Origin of the sequence: Saliniramus sp. (genome assembly GCF_035311605.1) — a bacterium.
Taxonomy (GTDB): Bacteria; Pseudomonadota; Alphaproteobacteria; order Rhizobiales; family Beijerinckiaceae; genus Saliniramus.
In genome coordinates this window covers 1-17831 of record NZ_DATGCW010000116.1, presented here as the reverse complement: position 1 = coordinate 17831, position 17831 = coordinate 1, and the positions used below count along the sequence as shown (strand labels likewise).

Here is a 17831-nt window from a genome sequence, read left to right as displayed (position 1 = left end):
GACTCTTAATCAGCGGGTCCTAGGTTCGAGCCCTAGTACACCCACCACATTCCGGACGGCCCCACCCCAATATATCGTCGATTCGCGCCGTCTCGCTGAGCCGGCCAGGCAGCGGTGACATCTTTCTTGGCGCACCGCAGGCGCCAATGATGCGTGAATCGTCGCCGGACATGTGCGCTCATCGTCTTGTCATGTCGTTCTTGTCATGTCGTTCTTGCTGGTCATGGCGATGGCGGTGCGCGGGTACCCATGCGCACGGCGTCTGTTGAAAACACCGTTTTGCGCGGCATTCTCACGATCCGATTAAGACTCGGGTGACCGGCCGCGCGTCTACTGCCGCTTCTTCACGCGATCAGGTGACGGACTGGCATGCTGCCGACGATTCATACGCAGGCATTGGAATACCACGCGAGCGCCCCGGAGGTCGCGCGGACCTTGCGGGCCTATCGTGAATTCAGCCACCTCGGCGATGGTCTGCCCCCGGCTGAGGCCTTCCTGCATGCCCTCGACCCTGATCTCACGCATGGTATCGAGGTGCTCGCCCCTGACGCAGAGGGCTGGCGTTATGTCCGCTTCGGCTCGGCGATCATGGCGGCCTGCGGCATTGACATGACCGGTAAACGCGTGGGCGCGCATGAGTTGCGCATCGCCGAGTACTATGAAGCCGCCATTGCTGCGATGATTGAGGCCGAGGGCCCGGTTCTTGCGGTCGATCGTCGGTTCGATGGCGGATCGCTGCATTTCTGGGAGCGGCTTATAATGCCCGCCCGCGCGGAAGACGGCAGTATGCGCGTGGTGGCTTATGTGCGTCCGCGGGGCGGTCGGGAAGATCTGCTCGCCGCCATCTTCGAGGCATCGCGCGACGGCATGCTGGTGATGCGCGCCCTGCGTGACCCGGAAGGGTGTTTCGAGGATGCAGAAATCATCATCGCCAACGCGCGTGCGCGGGCATGTTTCGAGGGAAATGCGCAGATGGAGGGCACGCGCCTCGGCGGCCTGTTCCAGGGGGCTGCGGCGCGCAGTCTTCATGCGCGCTGTGCCCGTGTGATCACCCGGCGCATCGCGGAGCGGTTCGAGCTGAATCTCGGTCCGGCGGACGAAACGTCTGATGCAGCCGGTTTGTGGCTGCGGATCACGATCCTGCCCCTTGATGACGGGGCGGTGATGTCTTTCGCCGATATCAGCGATCTCAAGAACGCCCTCATCGAGGCGGAGACCGCCCGGCGGGCATTGGCCCGGGAAGTGGAACTACGGCGACGCCTCGAGGAGGAACTGCGTCAGCTTTCGCTGACCGATGAACTCACCGGTCTCGCCAATCGCCGCGCCCTCGAACGAAAATTGCGGCATGAGACCGCTCGCATACGCCGCTATGGTGGGCGCTTCTGCGTGATCGCGATCGATCTCGATCATTTCAAGCAACTCAATGATACATACGGACATCCGGTCGGCGATGAGGTGCTGATTGCCGTCGGCGCCCTGTTCGCTGACGAGACCCGTCGCAAGATCGATCTGGTGGCGCGCACGGGCGGCGAGGAATTCATGATCGTCACGCCGGATACGGAACTCACAGGTGCCGGAGACCTCGCGGAACGACTCCGGCGCCGCCTGGAGACGACATCTTTCCGGATCGGCTTGCATGAGGTCGCCGTGACGGCGAGTTTCGGCGTGTATGAATATGAACCGCGTGAGGACTATCGCGCCCTGCTTGCCGCTGTCGACGCTGCCTTGTACCGGGCAAAGGATTCGGGGCGTAACAATGTCGTACTTCCCGAGCGTAGAGCGACGCCTGGCGAAGGGTAACCCGCCCTGGGTTGTCGCCCGTGCTGGTTGACCGCGCAGCTGCCCTTGCGCGATAGGAGGCCCCCATGATTCAAATACCCCTAGGGGGGGCAGCTGGCATTATCTGCTTGTGTCAATGTATTCTTATTTTGTTTGATGTATTGTTTCAGTCTGTGTTGCCGACACGAGCAGCCCGGGCAGCGGAATTTCGAGAACCGTGCTGCACAAAGCATCTGGAATGCCACTCCCTGTGCGCCGTAAAATGCCGATTTTGCGGAAAATTCGCGCGGGGATTGCAGAATTTCATGCTATGTTTCGGAATTATTTAGACTCTTTTGCGCACCCTTATGGTGAAGGCTGTTGTTGCCGACAATTCATGAGCGAACCGAACGTGGCTGGTGTTGCATGCCCTTGGTGATGATACTCGACGATCGGGTCACGAACCGGAATATCTTCGCGAAGCTCGCGGCTTCGATTTCCGACGACGTGCGCGTCGAAACACATGGCGATCCTGCTTCCGCCCTTGCGGCGATAGGGGCTCCCCTTCCTGATCTGGTCATCACCGATTACAAGATGCCCGGCATGAACGGGGCGGAGTTCGTGCGGCATTTCCGCCAGATTCCCGGCTGTGAGGACGTGCCGGTGATCGCCATCACCGTCTACGAGGAGCGCAGCTTCCGGCTGGCGGCACTGGAGGCCGGGGCGACGGATTTCCTGCTGAGCCCCGTGGATCATGCCGAATTCCTCACCCGGGCGCGCAACCTTCTGCAGATGCGTCGTCAGGCGCTGATCATCAAGGGGCGTGCGCATGATCTCGAGCGCGAGCTTCAGGATAGCGAGCGTTCACGCCAGCAACTCCTGCGGGACAGCAAGGAGCGGCTGGCGCAGGTCATCGATACGGTGCCCGCCTGTGTGGGCGCCTTCGATCGCGATGGCGCATGCATCTTCCTCAACAGCCGCGCCGCAGCGCGTTTCAATGTCGATGCGCATGGCGCGATCGGTCAACGCGCGGATGCGCTGCTCGGCGACGAGATGGGCGCGCGCTCGCTCTCCCTCGACCAGATGGTGTTTCGCTCGGGCGTGGCTCTGCCGACATTCGAGGAGGAATCCGCCGCGCAAGATGGTGGCGAATCCGAATACTGGCTCACGACCAAGTCGCCTCTGCGCGATGGCGACGGAATGATCGCGGCAGTGCTGACGAGCTCTCTCGACATTACCGACCGCAAGAAGGCCGAGCGACATCTCGTGCATCTGGCCCATCATGATGCACTGACGGGCCTGCCCAACCGGACGTTCCTGCAGGACCGGCTGCGTCGCGAAATCGCCCGGGCCCGCAGGGGCGATCGGATCTTCGCTCTGCTCATGCTGGATATCGACCGGTTCAAGACGGTCAATGACGCGCTGGGCCACCATGCCGGCGACGCATTGCTCTGTGCCGTGGGCGAGCGTCTGGGAAACCATATCCGCAAGAAGGATGTGCTGGCGCGCCTGGGGGGGGACGAGTTCGCCTTGCTGTTGTCGGGAATCCGCAATCCACAGGATGCGCTGGACAGGGCCGAGCAGATTCTGGGCGCACTGAAGCAGCCGTTCTCCATTGCCGGCGAGGATATCGTCGTGGGTGCGAGTATCGGTGTCGTACTCCATCCCAACGACGGTGACGATGCCGAGGATATTCTCAAGAAGGTCGATATCGCCATGTATCGGGCCAAGGCGGAGGGGCGCAATCTGTACCGCGCCTTTGATCCGGCGATGATGTCGAGTGCACGCGGCGAGATTACCCTCGAAGCCGAGTTGCGCCGCGCTCTGGCCAATCAGGAATTCGAGCTTTTCTATCAGCCGCAGATCGACCTGCGGACGAACCGCATCGTCGGCGCCGAGGCACTGATCCGGTGGCGACATCCCACGCGCGGGCTCGTGCGCCCGCTGGACTTCCTGCCCTTCGCCGAGGAGACCGGGCTGATCATCCCGATCAACGAATGGGTGATCGCACAGGCCTGCAGCGAGGCCCGGAGCTGGTGCGCACATGGATTGCCGCCCTTGCGTGTCGCGGTGAATCTGTCACCGGTGCAGTTCCGCAACCGCAACATGGTGGCCCTGGTCGATGATATTCTCGAACGGACCGGGCTCGATCCGAAGCGGCTGGAGCTGGAGCTCACCGAAACCATCCTGATGCATGATGCGGATGCCGTGACGATCGAATTGCGCGAACTGCGCAAGCGTGGCGTCAGTGTGTCGATCGACGACTTCGGCACCGGCTATTCTTCGCTGGCCTATGTCAAGAAGTTCCCCGTCGATCGGATCAAGATCGACCAGAGTTTCGTGCGCAATCTCACCAGCGATCCCAATGACGCCGCCATCGTGCGCGCCATCGTCAATCTCGGTCATTCGCTCGGAATCGACGTGATCGCGGAGGGCGTCGACAGTGCCGACCAGGTTGAGATGCTGCGGGCGGAGGGCTGCGAGGAAGCGCAGGGTTTCCTCTTTGCCAAACCGCTGCCGGTGGAGGAGTTCCTCGCATTGGTTCAGGCTGACGCGGCGGTGGCGCGCTCGGCATGAGCGAAAGCGGGAGGGCAGCCGAGATGGGCGCGGGTAACCGTTTGGCGCAGAGGTACGGGCATGCGGCGAGCGGGCCCGGTTCTGCAGAGCCGCGCGCAACGCTACTGCAGCGCCTGCGCCCGTCCCGGACATTCGCCAATCGGCCCGATACCGAGCATGAAATGGTGATGAACCGTCTCGTGATCGGTTTCCTCGCTGTGATCTATCTGGTGGTGAAAGACATCTTTTTCGGTACATCCGGAATCGGCGCGCTCTATCACATCCCGATTCTCTACTGTCTGGGCGGGCTCGCCCTTCTCGGGCACATGTTGCTGTTCCCGGGCATCTCACCGATGCGCCGCATCGCGGCCATGTTCATGGATCTGGGTACGCTGAGCTTCGGGCTGTATGCTGGCGGAGAAGTCGCGGCGATCCTCTACCCGATCTATCTTTGGGTCATTTTCGGAAACGGTTTTCGGTTCGGTATTCCCTATCTGCTCGCTTCTGCAGCACTGTCGATGGCCGGTTTCGGTCTGGTCTGCCTTTTCGATCCCTATTGGGGAGAGCACCCGGTTCTGGCCACGGGTTTGCTTGCAGGGCTTCTGATCATTCCCGCATATGCCGGAACCCTCATCCGCAAGCTGTCACTCGCCAAGCAGCAGGCCGAAGATGCAAGCCGCCAGAAGAGCCTCTTCCTCGCGAGTGTCAGCCATGAATTGCGAACGCCCTTGAATGCCATCATCGGTATGGGAGATCTGCTTCGCGATACGCCGCTCGACGCTGAGCAGCAGGATATGGCGCGTACAATCCGCACTTCGGGGCAGGTGCTGCTCGATCATATCAACGATATTCTGGACTTTTCGCGTCTCGAGGCGGGCCGTATGCCAAGCGAGACGACAGTCTTCGATCTTCATGAGTTGATGCACGATGTGTCCGCCATGGTCGGGGCGCAGGCGCGCACGAAAAATCTCGAATTCCATATTCACGTTGACGCTCGTATCCCCTATACCCTTGAGGGAAATCAGCGCCATTTGCGTGAAATTCTCATCAATCTCGTGGGTAATGCTGTAAAATTTACAAAGACTGGTCATATTGCCATTCAGATCGATCACGTGGTGCAGTCTTCCGATAACGTGTTGCTGGATATAGCGGTAGTCGATACGGGGATCGGGATTCTCCCGGAAGCGAAAGAGCGAATCTTCGAGAGTTTTACGCAGGCTGACGAGACCATTATGAACAGGTACGGAGGCACTGGTCTCGGTCTGGCCATAACCCGTCAACTCGTCGAAATGAATGGTGGCGACATCGATGTGCAGAGCAAACCAGGGGAGGGAAGCTGCTTCCGGTTCAGTTTTCCGACGCGACTGGCACCTTCCACAGAAGCGATGCCGGTGGCGGAACCGCATGATTGTCGCCCCTTGCTGCTGAGTTTTGCCGATGATGCGGACGAACTCGCGCGCGCATTCGGGCAATTGGGAGCAGAGCCGCGCCTGACGCGCAGCCTTGATGAGATATCGTGGCTGATTGAGGCAGAAGCCGAACGCGCCTCAAGGCCTTCACCGGTGATGGTCGATTTGCGCGAAGGTCTTGCCGATGCAGGTGATATCGTGGAAAGGCTGCGCCGGATCGACCCGCGGCACGGTCGCAAGTTCATTGCGCTTGGCGCAACGCAGGACCATTCTGCTTTGGCTTCTCTGCTGCGTTACGCAACGCGTCTGCCCTGGCCGGCAACAAGCGAGATGGTTGCCCGCGCCTGGCGGATAGCGCGCTTCAGCGCGATCGTGGAAGCACAGGCCCGCCCGGCATATAGCTCTGATTCAGCGGGCTCGGGCCAAAATCTGCAAATCCTCGTGGCGGAAGACAACACGACGAACCAGAAAGTTATCGGCAAGATCCTGGAGCGAGCCGGCCATCGTGCCACAATGGCCGAAAACGGACGTTCAGCATTGAGCATGATGCGTGATCATGACTTCGATATTGTTCTCATGGACGTGAACATGCCGGAAATGAACGGTATTGAGGCCGCACGTATTTATCAGGCCGAAACCGAGCCGGGCCGACGGACACCGATTATCGCACTTACGGCGGATGCGACACCTCTTGCCCGGCAGGAGTGTATGGCTGCGGGGATGGCGGCTTGTGCGACGAAGCCGATCGAGCCGCAGGCGCTGTTTTCGCTGATCAATGACATCATGTCAGCCCAGTCCAACAAATCGCCGGCGGCTCTTGGTCCGGAAGTTGTTGACGCGGATAGCGATGAAAGCTGCTCTGACGTCGATACGGATTGTATCGGCGGCAGGAATCCCGTAGCGGGCAATTTGCAGCCTCCCCCGGATCATCAATCCGATACCGACGAAAAGGCTGATGCGCGTTCATCGGCTTGTCCGGTGGATCACGATACACTTGCGCGTCTCGAACAACTGGGCGGTAGTGCTTTCCGCGATGATGTCGTCGATGCCTTCATCGCCGATGCACAGAGCATTCTCGAAGAACTGGACGTCGCTTTGAAACAGGTTGACTCGGAGGGCTTTCGTGATTCGATTCATGCGCTTCGCAGTTCTGCCGCGAATATCGGCGCGTCACGCATGTTCGAGATCGGCCTTACCTTGCGCGCAATCGACGATGCCGAACTGGCGGTGAAGGGTGCGCAACATGTCGAAGAGTTGCGCGATGCTTATGACGATGTGTGTCGTGAAGTTGCGCGGCTTCGTCAGGCTGCATAGAGAGACGCTGTTCCTGCGGCGCCATATTTCGGTGGCGCCGCAAAGAAAAATCCTGATTCGAGGCAATCAATACGATTTTCTGGCGGCAATACGGGCTTCCGGAAAACCCTGCGCATTTCCCTGGAAGTTTCAGCTTGCCGCCGCATGCGCATTGGCTTCGCGGCGATGCTGCGCATCAAGAATACGCATCATCTTGCGCAAGTCTGTCGAGGTCAACTGCATCGCGGTCTCGACCCAGAGTGAAACGATATCGGCGAGTTCTTCATAGGGAATAGCATTTGCGCGCCGAGAAGCCGCATACATCGCGCAATGGGCATTGTGGCGCCGTAAATTTCGCGCTGTGTAAGCCTCCACGGCTGCTTCCCCCCCGCCGGGCTCGGCCAGGACCTGGATTATGCCGCGCTCGTACAACTCTTCGGCTGAGAACGTCTCGCCACTGTTGATCAGCCGCTCCGCCTCCGCTGCGCCGAGCTTGCGGCAAAGGAAGCTGAAGGCACCCATTCCGGGAAAGAGGTTGAACAGGACCTCAGGGAAACCGAAGCGGGCTCCCTTTTCGGCGATGATGACGTCACAGGAAAGCAGCGCCTCGAAACCGCCCCCGAGGGCTGAGCCCTCGGCCAGCCCGATCGTCACAACAGGAAGCTCGTAATTGACGTAATTGGCGTAGACGACATCGATACAGGCTGTCGCGTAAGCGTGTAGCGCGTCACGATCTCCCGCAAGGATGGCCTGAGAGAAATACGACAGATCCCCACCGAGGTTGAATACGCCGGGATGGCGCGAACGGATGACGATGTAGCGAAACGGCGCGCTGCTCGCCCCAGCTTCCCGAGCCGCATTGAAATGGCGATGGAATGATTCCTGGACACCCGACAACCCGCGCAGGAGGGCGGGTGTATAGGTCGGGCGGTCCGTAGGGATCATGTGGCACCAGTATGTCGCACGCTTTACGTCGAGATGGACCGAGATTTCCTCGTAATTCTCCTGGCTGATACTTTCGGCGAGCGCCTGGATGCGCGTGTTCGTCGCCTCGGATGTCAGCGGTGCGCCGTGTCCGCCCTGTTTGAGGGCGTCGAGGGCTTCGAGATGTGTCGGGCGCTGCTGCAATCCGGATGAACGACGGAAGAAATCGACCCCCGCACCTGCGCGCTTCAGCGGCAGACCGGGGCGGGTCTCCGCCGATGGTTCGGTCGATCGCGAGACAGTATTGACACTCATGGTTACGCCTCATCTCGGTTGCCGCTCCCGATCGGAGCGCTCCCGTCCGCCGCAGAGACTATCGCGTCCTTCGATTGTGAAGGGAACCGCTAAATTGCTCCACCGCAGGTTTACCATCTGTTAACGTTAATTTGCCGCGTAGCAGCATGAGGCGCAATAATAAATTGTATTTCATTTTCGTGAAATGAGCAGAAAAATGCGGCAAACGCTGAATTTTTGATCGGAGACCGATTCTCGCGCGCTGGAGAACCGATCATGCAGGCGAATTTCCGACATCGTGCCGCTGTGGTTCCACACAGGCGCGTATCGGACACAACCGTCATCCATGGGAATGGAAAAGCCGCACTTCGGGCGAGGATATGCGTGAGCGGGTCGCCGCTCATGCTGATTGCGTACAATCAACAGTCATTGTTTTTTATTAAGAATTGACTACCAGCAATGTCGCCAATGTGTTGCGCACCGGATCCGGTATCGCGGCGGGGCGCCCCGTCTCGCGGGTGACATAGACATGCACGAAATGTCCCTGCGCCGCCGCCTGCGGCGCGCCTTCGCGGAAGACGCCGATGCGGTAGGTCACCGAGGAGCGCCCCAGCCGCGTCACCGCGAGACCGGTCTCCAGCGCGTCCGGAAAAGCGACCGATTCGAAGTAGCTGCACCCGGTCTCTGCCACGAGGCCGACGACATCGCTGCCGGCGATGTCGAGCAGGCCATTCTCGACGAGGAAGGCGTTCACCGCAGTGTCGAAATAGGAATAGTAGACGACGTTGTTCACATGGCCATAGACATCGTTGTCCATCCAGCGCGTCGGCATCGGACGAAACAGCGCAAAGGCGGCGCGGGGCAGGGGGCGCGGACGGGTGTCGGTTCCGGCGGCTTCGCTCATCGTGTCGTCCTCACCAGGCAGCTTCATAGATGGCCAGAGCATCCGCCCGCGTGACCTCGCGCGGGTTATTCACCAGCAGCCGCGTCTGTTTCATCGCGTCGTCCGCGAGCGTCTCCAGCGCCTCGCGCGGCACGCCGAGATCGCGCAGACGCGGCGCGAGGCCGAGATCGGCCGAGAGTGTCGTGATGGCGTCGATCACCGCCTGCGGTTCGCTACCGCCGGCGAGGGCAGGGAAGATGTCGCCGCCCAGAAGCGCGTAGGCATCGCCACAGACGGGGGCGTTGAAGCGCATGACATGGGTGAGCACGAGAGCGTTGGAAAGGCCGTGCGGAATGCCGAAATGGCCGCCCAGCGGATAAGCCAGCGCATGCACCGCCGCGACAGGCGCGTTGGCGAAGGCCTGCCCGGCCAGCATGGAGCCGAGCAGCATGTCCGAGCGGGCCTCCAGATCGCCGCCCTGATGCACGGCGCGCGCGATCGCCCCGCCCAGAAGCCGCAGGGCCTCACGAGCCAGGGCCCGGGAGACCGGATTCGCATTCGCGCTCGCGCTGGTGAAGGCCTCGATCGCATGAACCATGGCATCGACACCGGTCGCGGCGGTGGGGGCCGGCGGCAGGCCGAGGGTGGTTTCGGGGTCGAGCAGGGCGATATCGGGCAGCAGCAGAGGGGAGACGACGCCCTTCTTCTCGTGGGCGCCGGTCGTGACGATGGCGATCGGGGTGACTTCCGATCCGGTTCCCGCCGTGGTCGGGGCGAGCAGAAGCGGCAGGCGCGGGCCGCTGGCGAGGCCGATCCCGTAGACGTCACCAAGCTCCTGCGGCGTGCCGGCGAGGAGCGCGACGAGCTTGGCTGCATCGAGGGAGGAGCCGCCGCCGAGCCCGATCACGCCCGTCGCATCGCAGCCCCGCGCCATGGCGCAGGCCTCCATGATCACGCTTTCCGGCGGATCGGCGACGACACCGTCGAAAATCACTACGGCATGGCCTGCCCGATGCAGGATCTCCGCGACCTGCGGCACCAGCCCGGTCTCGACCATCCCGCGATCACTGACAATGAGAATGCAGGGCCCGAGCGCCGCCGCATGCTCCGGCAGCCGCGTGATGCTGCCGGCGCCGAAGATCACGCGTGGCGTCGTGGCGAAACTGAAGGGGTTCATAGGGTCTCCTCCGGGATCATGGCGCCTCCGACTGTTGCCGAGGCGGCGTTTTAGCGGCAGAGTAACGCATATTCCGGCACTGACCAGCCGCGTATGCGCCAGACAGGGTGCGAGGAAGGCCATCAATGTCCGACGCGGCCTGACGGATGGCAATGCGCTTACAAAAAATTAGAATTGTCACAAACTAGTTCTCTTGCCGCATTGCCCATTGCCCTATGTTTGTTTAAGCACGCAGCAACGCAAGAATTGGCAGCGCTCGCGTGGTGAATGCACCGGAAGCGCGAGCCCGGTAACCGGGAGATGAAGGATGGCGCAAGCCGAATCCCGCAACCAGACGCCGCGACCCCTGTCGCCGCATCTGCAGATCTATCGCTGGACCTGGACGATGGCCATGTCCATTTTCCACCGTGTGACGGGCGTGGCGCTCTATCTCGGCGCGCTGGTGCTGGCCTGGTTCTTCCTGTCGATCGCTTCAGGGCCGGAAGCCTATGCCGGCTCCGCGTGGTTCTTCGGCTCGTGGTTCGGCTATCTGATCATGTTCGGGTTCACCTGGGCGCTGATGCATCACATGCTCGGCGGCCTGCGCCATTTCGTCTGGGATTTCGGCAAGGGTTTCGAGCCCGAGCAGCGTTTCCTCCTGGCCAAACTGACACTGGCCGGTTCAGTGGGGCTCACCCTGCTGATCTGGATCGTCATCCTGATCGCGCGCTGAGGAGGACGCATCATGGCTGAGAATCGTTTCGACACCGGTACCTCTATTCGCACACCCATGGCCCGCGCCCGCGGGCTCGGCGCGTCCGGCGGCGGCACCGAGCATTTCTGGCAGCAGCGCATCACCGCCGTGGCGAATGCGCTGCTGGTCTTCCCCTTCATCATCATTCTGGCGATGACGGTGGGGCGCCCATACGAAGATGCGATTGCGATCATGTCGCATCCCCTTGCCGCGATCCTGTCTGCGCTCTTTGTAATATCAATAACGATCCATATGCGGCTGGGGATGCAGATCGTGATCGAGGACTATGTCCACGGCAAGGGCGCAAAGGTGGCGGCCCTCCTGGCGAACACATTCTTTGTCGTCGCCGTCGCGGCGGCCAGCCTTTATGCGATCCTCAAGATCGGTCTGAGCCCCCTGCTCTGAGGGAGATGGAAGAAACATGGCGACGAACGGACAAACCAATGGCGGGCCCGCAGTGAACGGCGGGGCCTATCCCATCACCGACCACACCTTCGACGTCGTGGTCGTCGGCGCCGGTGGCGCCGGCTTGCGCGCGACGGTGGGCTGCAGCGAATCCGGCCTGCGGACGGCCTGCATCAGCAAGGTCTTCCCGACCCGCTCGCATACGGTCGCGGCCCAGGGCGGCATCTCCGCCTCGCTCGGCAATATGGGCGAGGATGACTGGCGCTGGCACATGTACGATACCGTGAAGGGCGCCGACTGGCTCGGTGATCAGGACGCGATCGAGTACCTCGTGCGCGAAGCGCCTGCCGCCGTCTACGAGCTCGAACATTGGGGCGTGCCGTTCTCCCGTACGGAAGCGGGCAAAATCTACCAGCGCCCCTTCGGCGGCATGACCACGCATTTCGGTGAAGGCACCGCGCAGCGCACCTGCGCCGCCGCCGACCGCACCGGCCACGCCATCCTGCACACGCTCTATGGTGCAGCGCTCAAGCACAATACCGAGTTCTTCATCGAGTATTTCGCCATCGACCTGATCATGGACGAGGATGGCCGCTGCCGTGGCATCGTCGCGCTCGACATGACGACGGGGACGATCCACCGCTTCCGGGCGCAGATGGTGATCCTCGCCACTGGCGGCTACGGGCGCGCCTATTTCTCGGCGACCTCGGCCCATACCTGCACCGGTGATGGCAATGCCATGGTGCTGCGCGCCGGCCTGCCGCTGCAGGATATGGAGTTCGTGCAATTCCATCCCACCGGTATCTACGGGGCGGGCTGCCTGATCACCGAGGGGGCGCGCGGTGAGGGCGGTTATCTGACCAATTCCGAGGGCGAGCGCTTCATGGAGCGTTATGCGCCGTCGGCGAAGGACCTGGCCTCCCGTGATGTCGTCTCGCGTTCCATGACCATGGAGATCCGGGACGGACGTGGCGTCGGCAAGAACGGCGATCACATCTATCTGCACCTCGACCACCTCGATCCGAAGATCCTGCATGAACGCCTGCCGGGCATCTCGGAGAGCGCGCAAATCTTCGCCGGTGTGGATGTCACCAAGGAGCCGATCCCGGTTCTGCCGACGGTGCATTACAACATGGGCGGCATTCCGACGAACTTCCACGGCGAAGTGCTGACCCTCAAGGACGGCAATCCCGACCATGTGGTGCCCGGCCTGATGGCGATCGGCGAAGCGGCCTGCGTCTCAGTGCATGGCGCCAACCGTCTGGGTTCGAACTCGCTGATCGACTTGGTGGTGTTCGGTCGCGCGGCGGGTCTGCGCTGCGCGGAGATCGTCACCCCCGGGGAGAAGCAGTCGGATCTGCCGGCCAATTCCGCTGATATGGCCCTGTCGCGCCTCGACAAGCTGCGCCATGCCGATGGCTCGACGCCGACGGCCCAGCTGCGCCTCGACATGCAGCGCACCATGCAGAACAACTGCGCGGTGTTCCGTACCGGCGAGATCCTCGGTGAAGGTCGTGAGCTGATCAACAATGTCTGGAAGGCGAGCGACGATGTGCGCGTGACCGACCGGTCGCTGATCTGGAACACGGACCTGATCGAGACGCTCGAATACGAGAACCTCATAGAGCAGGCGGTTGTCACCATGGAATCGGCGGCCAATCGGACCGAATCGCGTGGCGCCCATGCCCGCGAGGACTTCCCCGATCGTGACGACAAGGAATGGATGAAGCACACGCTCTGCTGGGCGGATGTGCCGAACAAGGCGGTCAATATCGATTACCGCCCGGTTCACGCCTACACCCTGTCGAACGAGATCGAGTACATTGCGCCCAAGGCGCGCGTGTACTGAGCTCTGGAAAGTGAAATAATGGCCAAATTCTCCCTTCCGAAGAACTCGCAATACACCGAGGGCAAGGCATGGCCGAAGCCCGAAGGGGCGAAGAACCTGCAGGAATTCCGGATCTATCGCTGGAGCCCGGATGACGGCTCCAATCCGCGCATCGACACCTATCACGTCGATCGTGACGATTGCGGGCCGATGGTTCTCGACGCGCTGATCTGGATCAAGAGCAACCTCGATTCGACGCTGACCTTCCGCCGCTCGTGCCGCGAGGGGATCTGCGGATCCTGCGCCATGAATATCGACGGGCAGAACACCATCGCCTGCACCATGGGTATCGATGAGTGCAAGGCGAGCGGGACCGTCAAGATCTATCCGTTGCCGCATATGCCGGTGCTGAAGGATCTGGTGCCGGATCTGACGACGTTCTTCGCCCAGCACGCGGCGGTGGAGCCCTGGCTGCAGACCGATTCGCCGACGCCGGAGCACGAATGGCGGCAATCACCGGAGGATCGCGTCGAGCTCGACGGGCTCTACGAGTGCATCCTGTGCGCTTGCTGCACTACGGCCTGTCCGTCCTATTGGTGGAACGGCGACCGTTTCCTCGGCCCCGCAGCTCTGCTGCACGCCTATCGCTGGCTGGCCGACAGCCGTGACGAGCGCACGGGTGACCGCCTCGACACGCTGGAGGATCCGTTCCGGCTGTATCGTTGCCACACCATCATGAACTGCGCCAATGCCTGCCCCAAGGGCCTCAACCCGGCCAAGGCGATCGCCAAGATCAAGAAGATGATGGTCGAACGGCACGTCTGATGCGCTCAGCTGCGGCGCAACTCCCTCCCGATGCGCGGTCCTGACTGCGACTTTCGCGTAACAGGCGCGGTCCTCTTGCAGGGCCGCGCTTGCGTTTTTGCGCGTGAAAGGTCATTTCTTGGGCAGGTCCGGAACGGGCGTCCCCCGAGGGCGTTACGGAAAGGGCATAATGCGGCACGCCTTCGGCCTGTCCGAACCAGCTGCGACCCTGATCTCCGGAAGAGCCGGGGACGTGAGGCGGGTTGCGGCTGTTGGGGTGATACGGGCGCCGGGTCCAGAACCGGTGGGGCAATTCGGGACGAAAGCCATGAGCACGAATACAATCGCAGAGACTGCCGGGAAAACCTTCCCCGACCTTCGCGCACAAAGGATCTCGGTAAAAGACATCCCGGGACAACGCATGCCGACATATGGACGCATGATCGCCCGCCTAACGCTCATTGTCGGTCTTGCCGGGGTGATGGCAGCCTGCCAGACGGCGCGCTTCGGCGGTCAGCCGCAACAACGCGAAGTGGTGCGCGATCTCGAGCCCGGGCCCTCGGCGCCCTCGGGTATCGTCATGGCCGAGCCCTTGGGCGCGCCCGGGAGTGACCGCATCGACGACTTCCCCGATCTGGAGCCGCGTATGTCCGGTGCTGATGAACGTCAGCAGACGGCGGCGCTCAGCGAGCCTGAGCAGCAGCGTAGTCGGCTCAGCCGCACCAGCCTGGTCGGATCCTGGAATGCGAGCGAGCCGGGCGGCGGCAGTTGCCGGGTGACCTTGTCCTCGACGCCTGCCCTGGATCTCTATCGTGCATCTGCTTCGGGCTGCAGCAACCAGGAAGTCGCGAGCGTCAACGCCTGGGATCTGCGCGGCAGCGAGGTCTATCTGTACAAGCAGGGCGGCGCCGTGGCTGCGCGGCTTCAGGCTTCACGGGCTTCCATGAACGGCGCGATCTCGCAGTCGGGAGCACCCTTGACGATGTCGCGCTGAACTGGCCGAACCGGTTTCGGCCCCGCCATCACGGCGGGGCATGAGGGATTTCCATGCCAAGCGTCAAACTGCTTTCCGACGACGAATTGAGCCCGGCCGCGCGTGCCGTGTTCGACGATATTCGCGCGACGCGCCAGAATGATTTCGTCAATAATTTCTGGCGCGCGCTCGCCCACGATCCGATCCAGCTGGAGCGGGTCTGGAACCAGGTCAAGCAGGTGATGGGGGCGGGCGCCCTCGATCCCCTGACGAAGGAACTGATCTATGTCGCCATCTCGGTGGCGAACAATTGCGAATACTGCATCGGCTCACATACGGCTGCCGCGCGCGCCAAGGGCATGGGTGAGGCGCAATATCACGAATTGCTCAACGTCATCGCGCTTGCATCGCAGACGAACAAACTCGCCACAGCCCTGCGCGTGCCGCTGGATGCGCGCTTTGCGGATCCGCCCGAAGGCTGATGCCGGCGATCAGGATGAGGCGGTTCCAGTCGTGAATCCGTCCAGAACCTGCAGCAGGCGGGCGATATCTTCGTCACGCGACAGCCGGTGATCGCCATCCTTGATCAGCGTCATGGCCACCGAATCGGCGGGCATGCGCTCCATGGCGGCGAGTGCGTGCTGCCAGGGCACGGCATCATCCTGCATGCCTTGCAGGATGTGGACCGGGCAGCCGGTGAGGATCGGCTCGTCCATGATCAGATTGTCGCGGCCGTCCTCGATCAGCCCGCGCGTGACCGGGTAGCCGGATTCGTCGTACTCGGAAGGGATCATGGCCTTGCCGTCATTCATGATGGCGTTGCGGGTCGCCTCGTCGAATGCCGCCCACATGAGACGTTCGGTGAAATCGGGGGCTGGTGCGATCAGGACGAGGCCGGAGGGCGCGCGGGGGCGGTCATGCACGCGCAGATGCCGTGTTGCGAGCAGCGCGATCCAGCCGCCCATGGAGGAGCCGATCAGGATCGGCTCTTCGCCAGCATGGGCATAGATAACGGCGAGCGCTTCCTCGCACCAGCGCGAGATCGTCCCATCCTCGAACGCTCCTTCCGATTCGCCGTGCCCCGAATAATCGAAGCGCAGGCAGGCGCGCCCGCGCGTGGCGGCGAAATCCACCACGGCCTCAGCCTTGGAGCCGCGCATATCCGACATGAAGCCTCCGAGCCAGACGAGGCAGGGCCCGCTGCCCGGACGATATTCGAAGGCAATCTTTCGGGCCTGCGGCCCCTTCCCCACGGTGATGAATTCCGGCATTGCTTAACGTATCCTCAAGGATCGCTCGTGAATTTGACGGGTGGCATGCTCTCGACAAGGTTCATACACTGGTGACGACACCTGCGCGACCACCCGATGGCGATTTGTTTCCCGCGCCGCCCCGGCATCCTCTGGCCGGGCGTACGATCCTGCAGATCATTCCCGAGCTCGAAGCCGGCGGGGCTGAGCGCACGGCGGTGGATGTCGCGGCGGCGCTGGCTGCGTGCGGGGCGCGGGCGCTGGTGGCGACACGCGGCGGACGGCTGGTGGGTGAATTGCAGGCGGAGGGCGGAAACTGGGTGCGCTTTCCCGCCGATACGAAGAATCCCTTCGCCATGTTGTGGAACGTGCGCCGGCTCGCGCGGATCTGCCTGCATGAGGGGGTCGATCTGATCCATGCCCGCTCACGCGCACCGGCCTGGTCCGGACTGGGTGCTGCGCGGGCGCTCTCGCTGCCTTTCGTGACGACCTATCACGGCTCCTACAATGCGCGATCGGGTGTGAAGAATTACTATAATTCGGTGATGGCGCGCGGTGATGTCGTGATCGCCAATTCGCATTATACGGCGGGGCTGATCACGGCGATGCACCCCCAGGCCGAGGGGCGGTTGCGGGTGATCTATCGCGGGACCGATTTCGCCGCCTTCGCACCTTCTGCCGTGGCGCCCGAGCGGATCGAGAATCTGCGTCGGGAATGGGGGGTCGCGCCGCATGAGCGCGTGGTGCTGCTCGCCGCACGGCTGACCGGCTGGAAGGGGCAGCGCGTGCTGATCAAGGCGGCTGCGCTGCTCAAGAGCTGGGGTCTCTCGGATGTCGCCTTCGTGCTCGCCGGCGATGCGCAGGGGCGTGACGGTTACGTCGCCGAGCTCGAGCAGATGACCGCGGCGCATGATCTGACCGGCATGGTCCGGCGGGTGGGACATTGCACGGACATGCCTGCGGCGTTCCTCGGAGCCTCGGTGGTGACCGTGCCCTCGACCGAGCCCGAGGCCTTCGGGCGCTCGGCGGTGGAAGCCCAGGCGATGGGCACGCCGGTCGTCGTCTCCGATCTCGGGGCGGTGCCGGAGACAGTTCTGTCGCCGCCGCAGGTGATGGCCGAGGAGCGCACCGGCTGGCGGGTCCCCGCCGGCGATGCCGAAGCGCTCGCCGATGCGATCGCGGAAGCGCTGACGCTGGGGGCGAGCGCGCGCGAATCGCTGGCTCTGCGCGCGCGGCTGCATGTGGAGCGGAATTTCTCCCTCGACCGGATGGTGGCGGATACGCTCGATACCTATGCCGCGCTGCTCCAGCGCTGAATCGGGGCGCGAGCGGATCCTTCTGCCCTCAGGTGGACAGCTTTCTGTCAGGCTGACAGCTTTTTTGTCAGGCTGACAGCTTGGCCATCGCCTCCTCGGTCATCTCGAAATTGGCGAAGACGTTTTGCACATCGTCGTGATTATCCAGCGATTCAAGCAGACGCATCAGCTTCTCGGCGGTTTCATCGTCCACTGCGATGGTGTTCTGTGGCTTCCAGACGAGGGCGG

Annotated in this window: 15 protein-coding genes; 10 read left to right on the top strand and 5 right to left on the bottom strand. The window is 62.3% G+C overall.

What is annotated here, in order from left to right; genetic code table 11:
- Window positions 1–369: 369 nt before the first annotated feature.
- The 3 genes from VKP01_RS05825 to VKP01_RS05815 all read left to right on the top strand — a co-directional run bounded on the left by VKP01_RS05825 (window position 370) and on the right by VKP01_RS05815 (window position 7037).
- The gene (locus tag VKP01_RS05825) at window positions 370–1800 is read left to right on the top strand and encodes a GGDEF domain-containing protein (protein ID WP_324411160.1); all 1431 of its coding nucleotides are present in this window, start codon (window positions 370–372) and stop codon (window positions 1798–1800) included.
- A 396-nt stretch (window positions 1801–2196) separates the two neighbouring features.
- A complete protein-coding gene (locus tag VKP01_RS05820; RefSeq protein ID WP_324411159.1) occupies window positions 2197–4335 on the top strand; it encodes an EAL domain-containing response regulator in 2139 nt (712 codons plus the stop codon).
- 23 nt (window positions 4336–4358) lie between these two features.
- Window positions 4359–7037: a hybrid sensor histidine kinase/response regulator gene (locus VKP01_RS05815; protein WP_324411158.1), complete on the top strand. Its 2679-nt coding sequence runs from the start codon at window positions 4359–4361 to the stop codon at window positions 7035–7037.
- Window positions 7038–7166: 129 nt separating this feature from the next.
- Here the strand turns inward: VKP01_RS05815 and VKP01_RS05810 are convergent, their stop codons facing one another.
- The 3 genes from VKP01_RS05810 to VKP01_RS05800 form a co-directional block, all read right to left on the bottom strand.
- Window positions 7167–8255 carry a crotonase/enoyl-CoA hydratase family protein gene (locus VKP01_RS05810; protein WP_324411157.1) on the bottom strand — a complete coding sequence of 363 codons (1089 nt, stop codon included), beginning with the start codon at window positions 8253–8255 and terminating at the stop codon, window positions 7167–7169.
- Between the two features lie 418 nt (window positions 8256–8673).
- On the bottom strand, window positions 8674–9138 hold the full coding sequence (locus VKP01_RS05805) for a thioesterase family protein (protein WP_324411156.1): 465 nt from the start codon (window positions 9136–9138) through the stop codon (window positions 8674–8676).
- 10 nt (window positions 9139–9148) lie between these two features.
- Window positions 9149–10294: an iron-containing alcohol dehydrogenase gene (locus tag VKP01_RS05800; RefSeq protein ID WP_324411154.1), complete on the bottom strand. Its 1146-nt coding sequence runs from the start codon at window positions 10292–10294 to the stop codon at window positions 9149–9151.
- Between the two features lie 307 nt (window positions 10295–10601).
- Here VKP01_RS05800 and sdhC point away from each other — a divergent pair, with 307 nt between their 5' ends.
- The 6 genes from sdhC to VKP01_RS05770 all read left to right on the top strand — a co-directional run bounded on the left by sdhC (window position 10602) and on the right by VKP01_RS05770 (window position 15519).
- Window positions 10602–11006, top strand: coding sequence for a succinate dehydrogenase, cytochrome b556 subunit (sdhC, locus tag VKP01_RS05795; protein ID WP_324411152.1), 405 nt, complete (start codon window positions 10602–10604; stop codon window positions 11004–11006).
- 12 nt (window positions 11007–11018) lie between these two features.
- Window positions 11019–11432 carry a succinate dehydrogenase, hydrophobic membrane anchor protein gene (sdhD, locus tag VKP01_RS05790; RefSeq protein WP_324411150.1) on the top strand — a complete coding sequence of 138 codons (414 nt, stop codon included), beginning with the start codon at window positions 11019–11021 and terminating at the stop codon, window positions 11430–11432.
- A gap of 16 nt (window positions 11433–11448) precedes the next feature.
- Window positions 11449–13281 (top strand): succinate dehydrogenase flavoprotein subunit, encoded by a 1833-nt coding sequence (sdhA, locus tag VKP01_RS05785; RefSeq protein ID WP_324411148.1) that lies wholly within the window; start codon window positions 11449–11451, stop codon window positions 13279–13281.
- A gap of 18 nt (window positions 13282–13299) precedes the next feature.
- On the top strand, window positions 13300–14085 hold the full coding sequence (locus tag VKP01_RS05780) for a succinate dehydrogenase iron-sulfur subunit (protein ID WP_324411146.1): 786 nt from the start codon (window positions 13300–13302) through the stop codon (window positions 14083–14085).
- A 418-nt stretch (window positions 14086–14503) separates the two neighbouring features.
- Window positions 14504–15058, top strand: a complete 555-nt coding sequence (locus tag VKP01_RS05775; protein WP_324411144.1) for an AprI/Inh family metalloprotease inhibitor — start codon at window positions 14504–14506, stop codon at window positions 15056–15058.
- A gap of 53 nt (window positions 15059–15111) precedes the next feature.
- Window positions 15112–15519 (top strand): carboxymuconolactone decarboxylase family protein, encoded by a 408-nt coding sequence (locus VKP01_RS05770; protein ID WP_324411142.1) that lies wholly within the window; start codon window positions 15112–15114, stop codon window positions 15517–15519.
- Between the two features lie 9 nt (window positions 15520–15528).
- On the opposite strand, the gene VKP01_RS05765 is transcribed toward VKP01_RS05770, so the two are convergent.
- Window positions 15529–16308 (bottom strand): alpha/beta hydrolase, encoded by a 780-nt coding sequence (locus VKP01_RS05765; RefSeq protein WP_324411140.1) that lies wholly within the window; start codon window positions 16306–16308, stop codon window positions 15529–15531.
- A gap of 71 nt (window positions 16309–16379) precedes the next feature.
- On the opposite strand from VKP01_RS05765, the gene VKP01_RS05760 reads away from it, so the two are divergent.
- The gene (locus tag VKP01_RS05760) at window positions 16380–17603 is read left to right on the top strand and encodes a glycosyltransferase family 4 protein (RefSeq protein WP_324411138.1); all 1224 of its coding nucleotides are present in this window, start codon (window positions 16380–16382) and stop codon (window positions 17601–17603) included.
- Window positions 17604–17670: 67 nt separating this feature from the next.
- Here VKP01_RS05760 and VKP01_RS05755 read toward each other — a convergent pair.
- On the bottom strand, window positions 17671–17831 hold a 161-nt coding region (locus tag VKP01_RS05755), incomplete at its 5' end, for a YebC/PmpR family DNA-binding transcriptional regulator (RefSeq protein WP_324411162.1).

Coding starts and splice junctions, on each gene's coding strand:
- VKP01_RS05825 (WP_324411160.1), top strand. CDS start 370: ATGCTGCCGACGATTCATACGCAGGCATTGGAATACCACGCGAGCGCC.
- VKP01_RS05820 (WP_324411159.1), top strand. CDS start 2,197: ATGATACTCGACGATCGGGTCACGAACCGGAATATCTTCGCGAAGCTC.
- VKP01_RS05815 (WP_324411158.1), top strand. CDS start 4,359: ATGGGCGCGGGTAACCGTTTGGCGCAGAGGTACGGGCATGCGGCGAGC.
- VKP01_RS05810 (WP_324411157.1), bottom strand. CDS start 8,255: ATGAGTGTCAATACTGTCTCGCGATCGACCGAACCATCGGCGGAGACC.
- VKP01_RS05805 (WP_324411156.1), bottom strand. CDS start 9,138: ATGAGCGAAGCCGCCGGAACCGACACCCGTCCGCGCCCCCTGCCCCGC.
- VKP01_RS05800 (WP_324411154.1), bottom strand. CDS start 10,294: ATGAACCCCTTCAGTTTCGCCACGACGCCACGCGTGATCTTCGGCGCC.
- sdhC (WP_324411152.1), top strand. CDS start 10,602: ATGGCGCAAGCCGAATCCCGCAACCAGACGCCGCGACCCCTGTCGCCG.
- sdhD (WP_324411150.1), top strand. CDS start 11,019: ATGGCTGAGAATCGTTTCGACACCGGTACCTCTATTCGCACACCCATG.
- sdhA (WP_324411148.1), top strand. CDS start 11,449: ATGGCGACGAACGGACAAACCAATGGCGGGCCCGCAGTGAACGGCGGG.
- VKP01_RS05780 (WP_324411146.1), top strand. CDS start 13,300: ATGGCCAAATTCTCCCTTCCGAAGAACTCGCAATACACCGAGGGCAAG.
- VKP01_RS05775 (WP_324411144.1), top strand. CDS start 14,504: ATGATCGCCCGCCTAACGCTCATTGTCGGTCTTGCCGGGGTGATGGCA.
- VKP01_RS05770 (WP_324411142.1), top strand. CDS start 15,112: ATGCCAAGCGTCAAACTGCTTTCCGACGACGAATTGAGCCCGGCCGCG.
- VKP01_RS05765 (WP_324411140.1), bottom strand. CDS start 16,308: ATGCCGGAATTCATCACCGTGGGGAAGGGGCCGCAGGCCCGAAAGATT.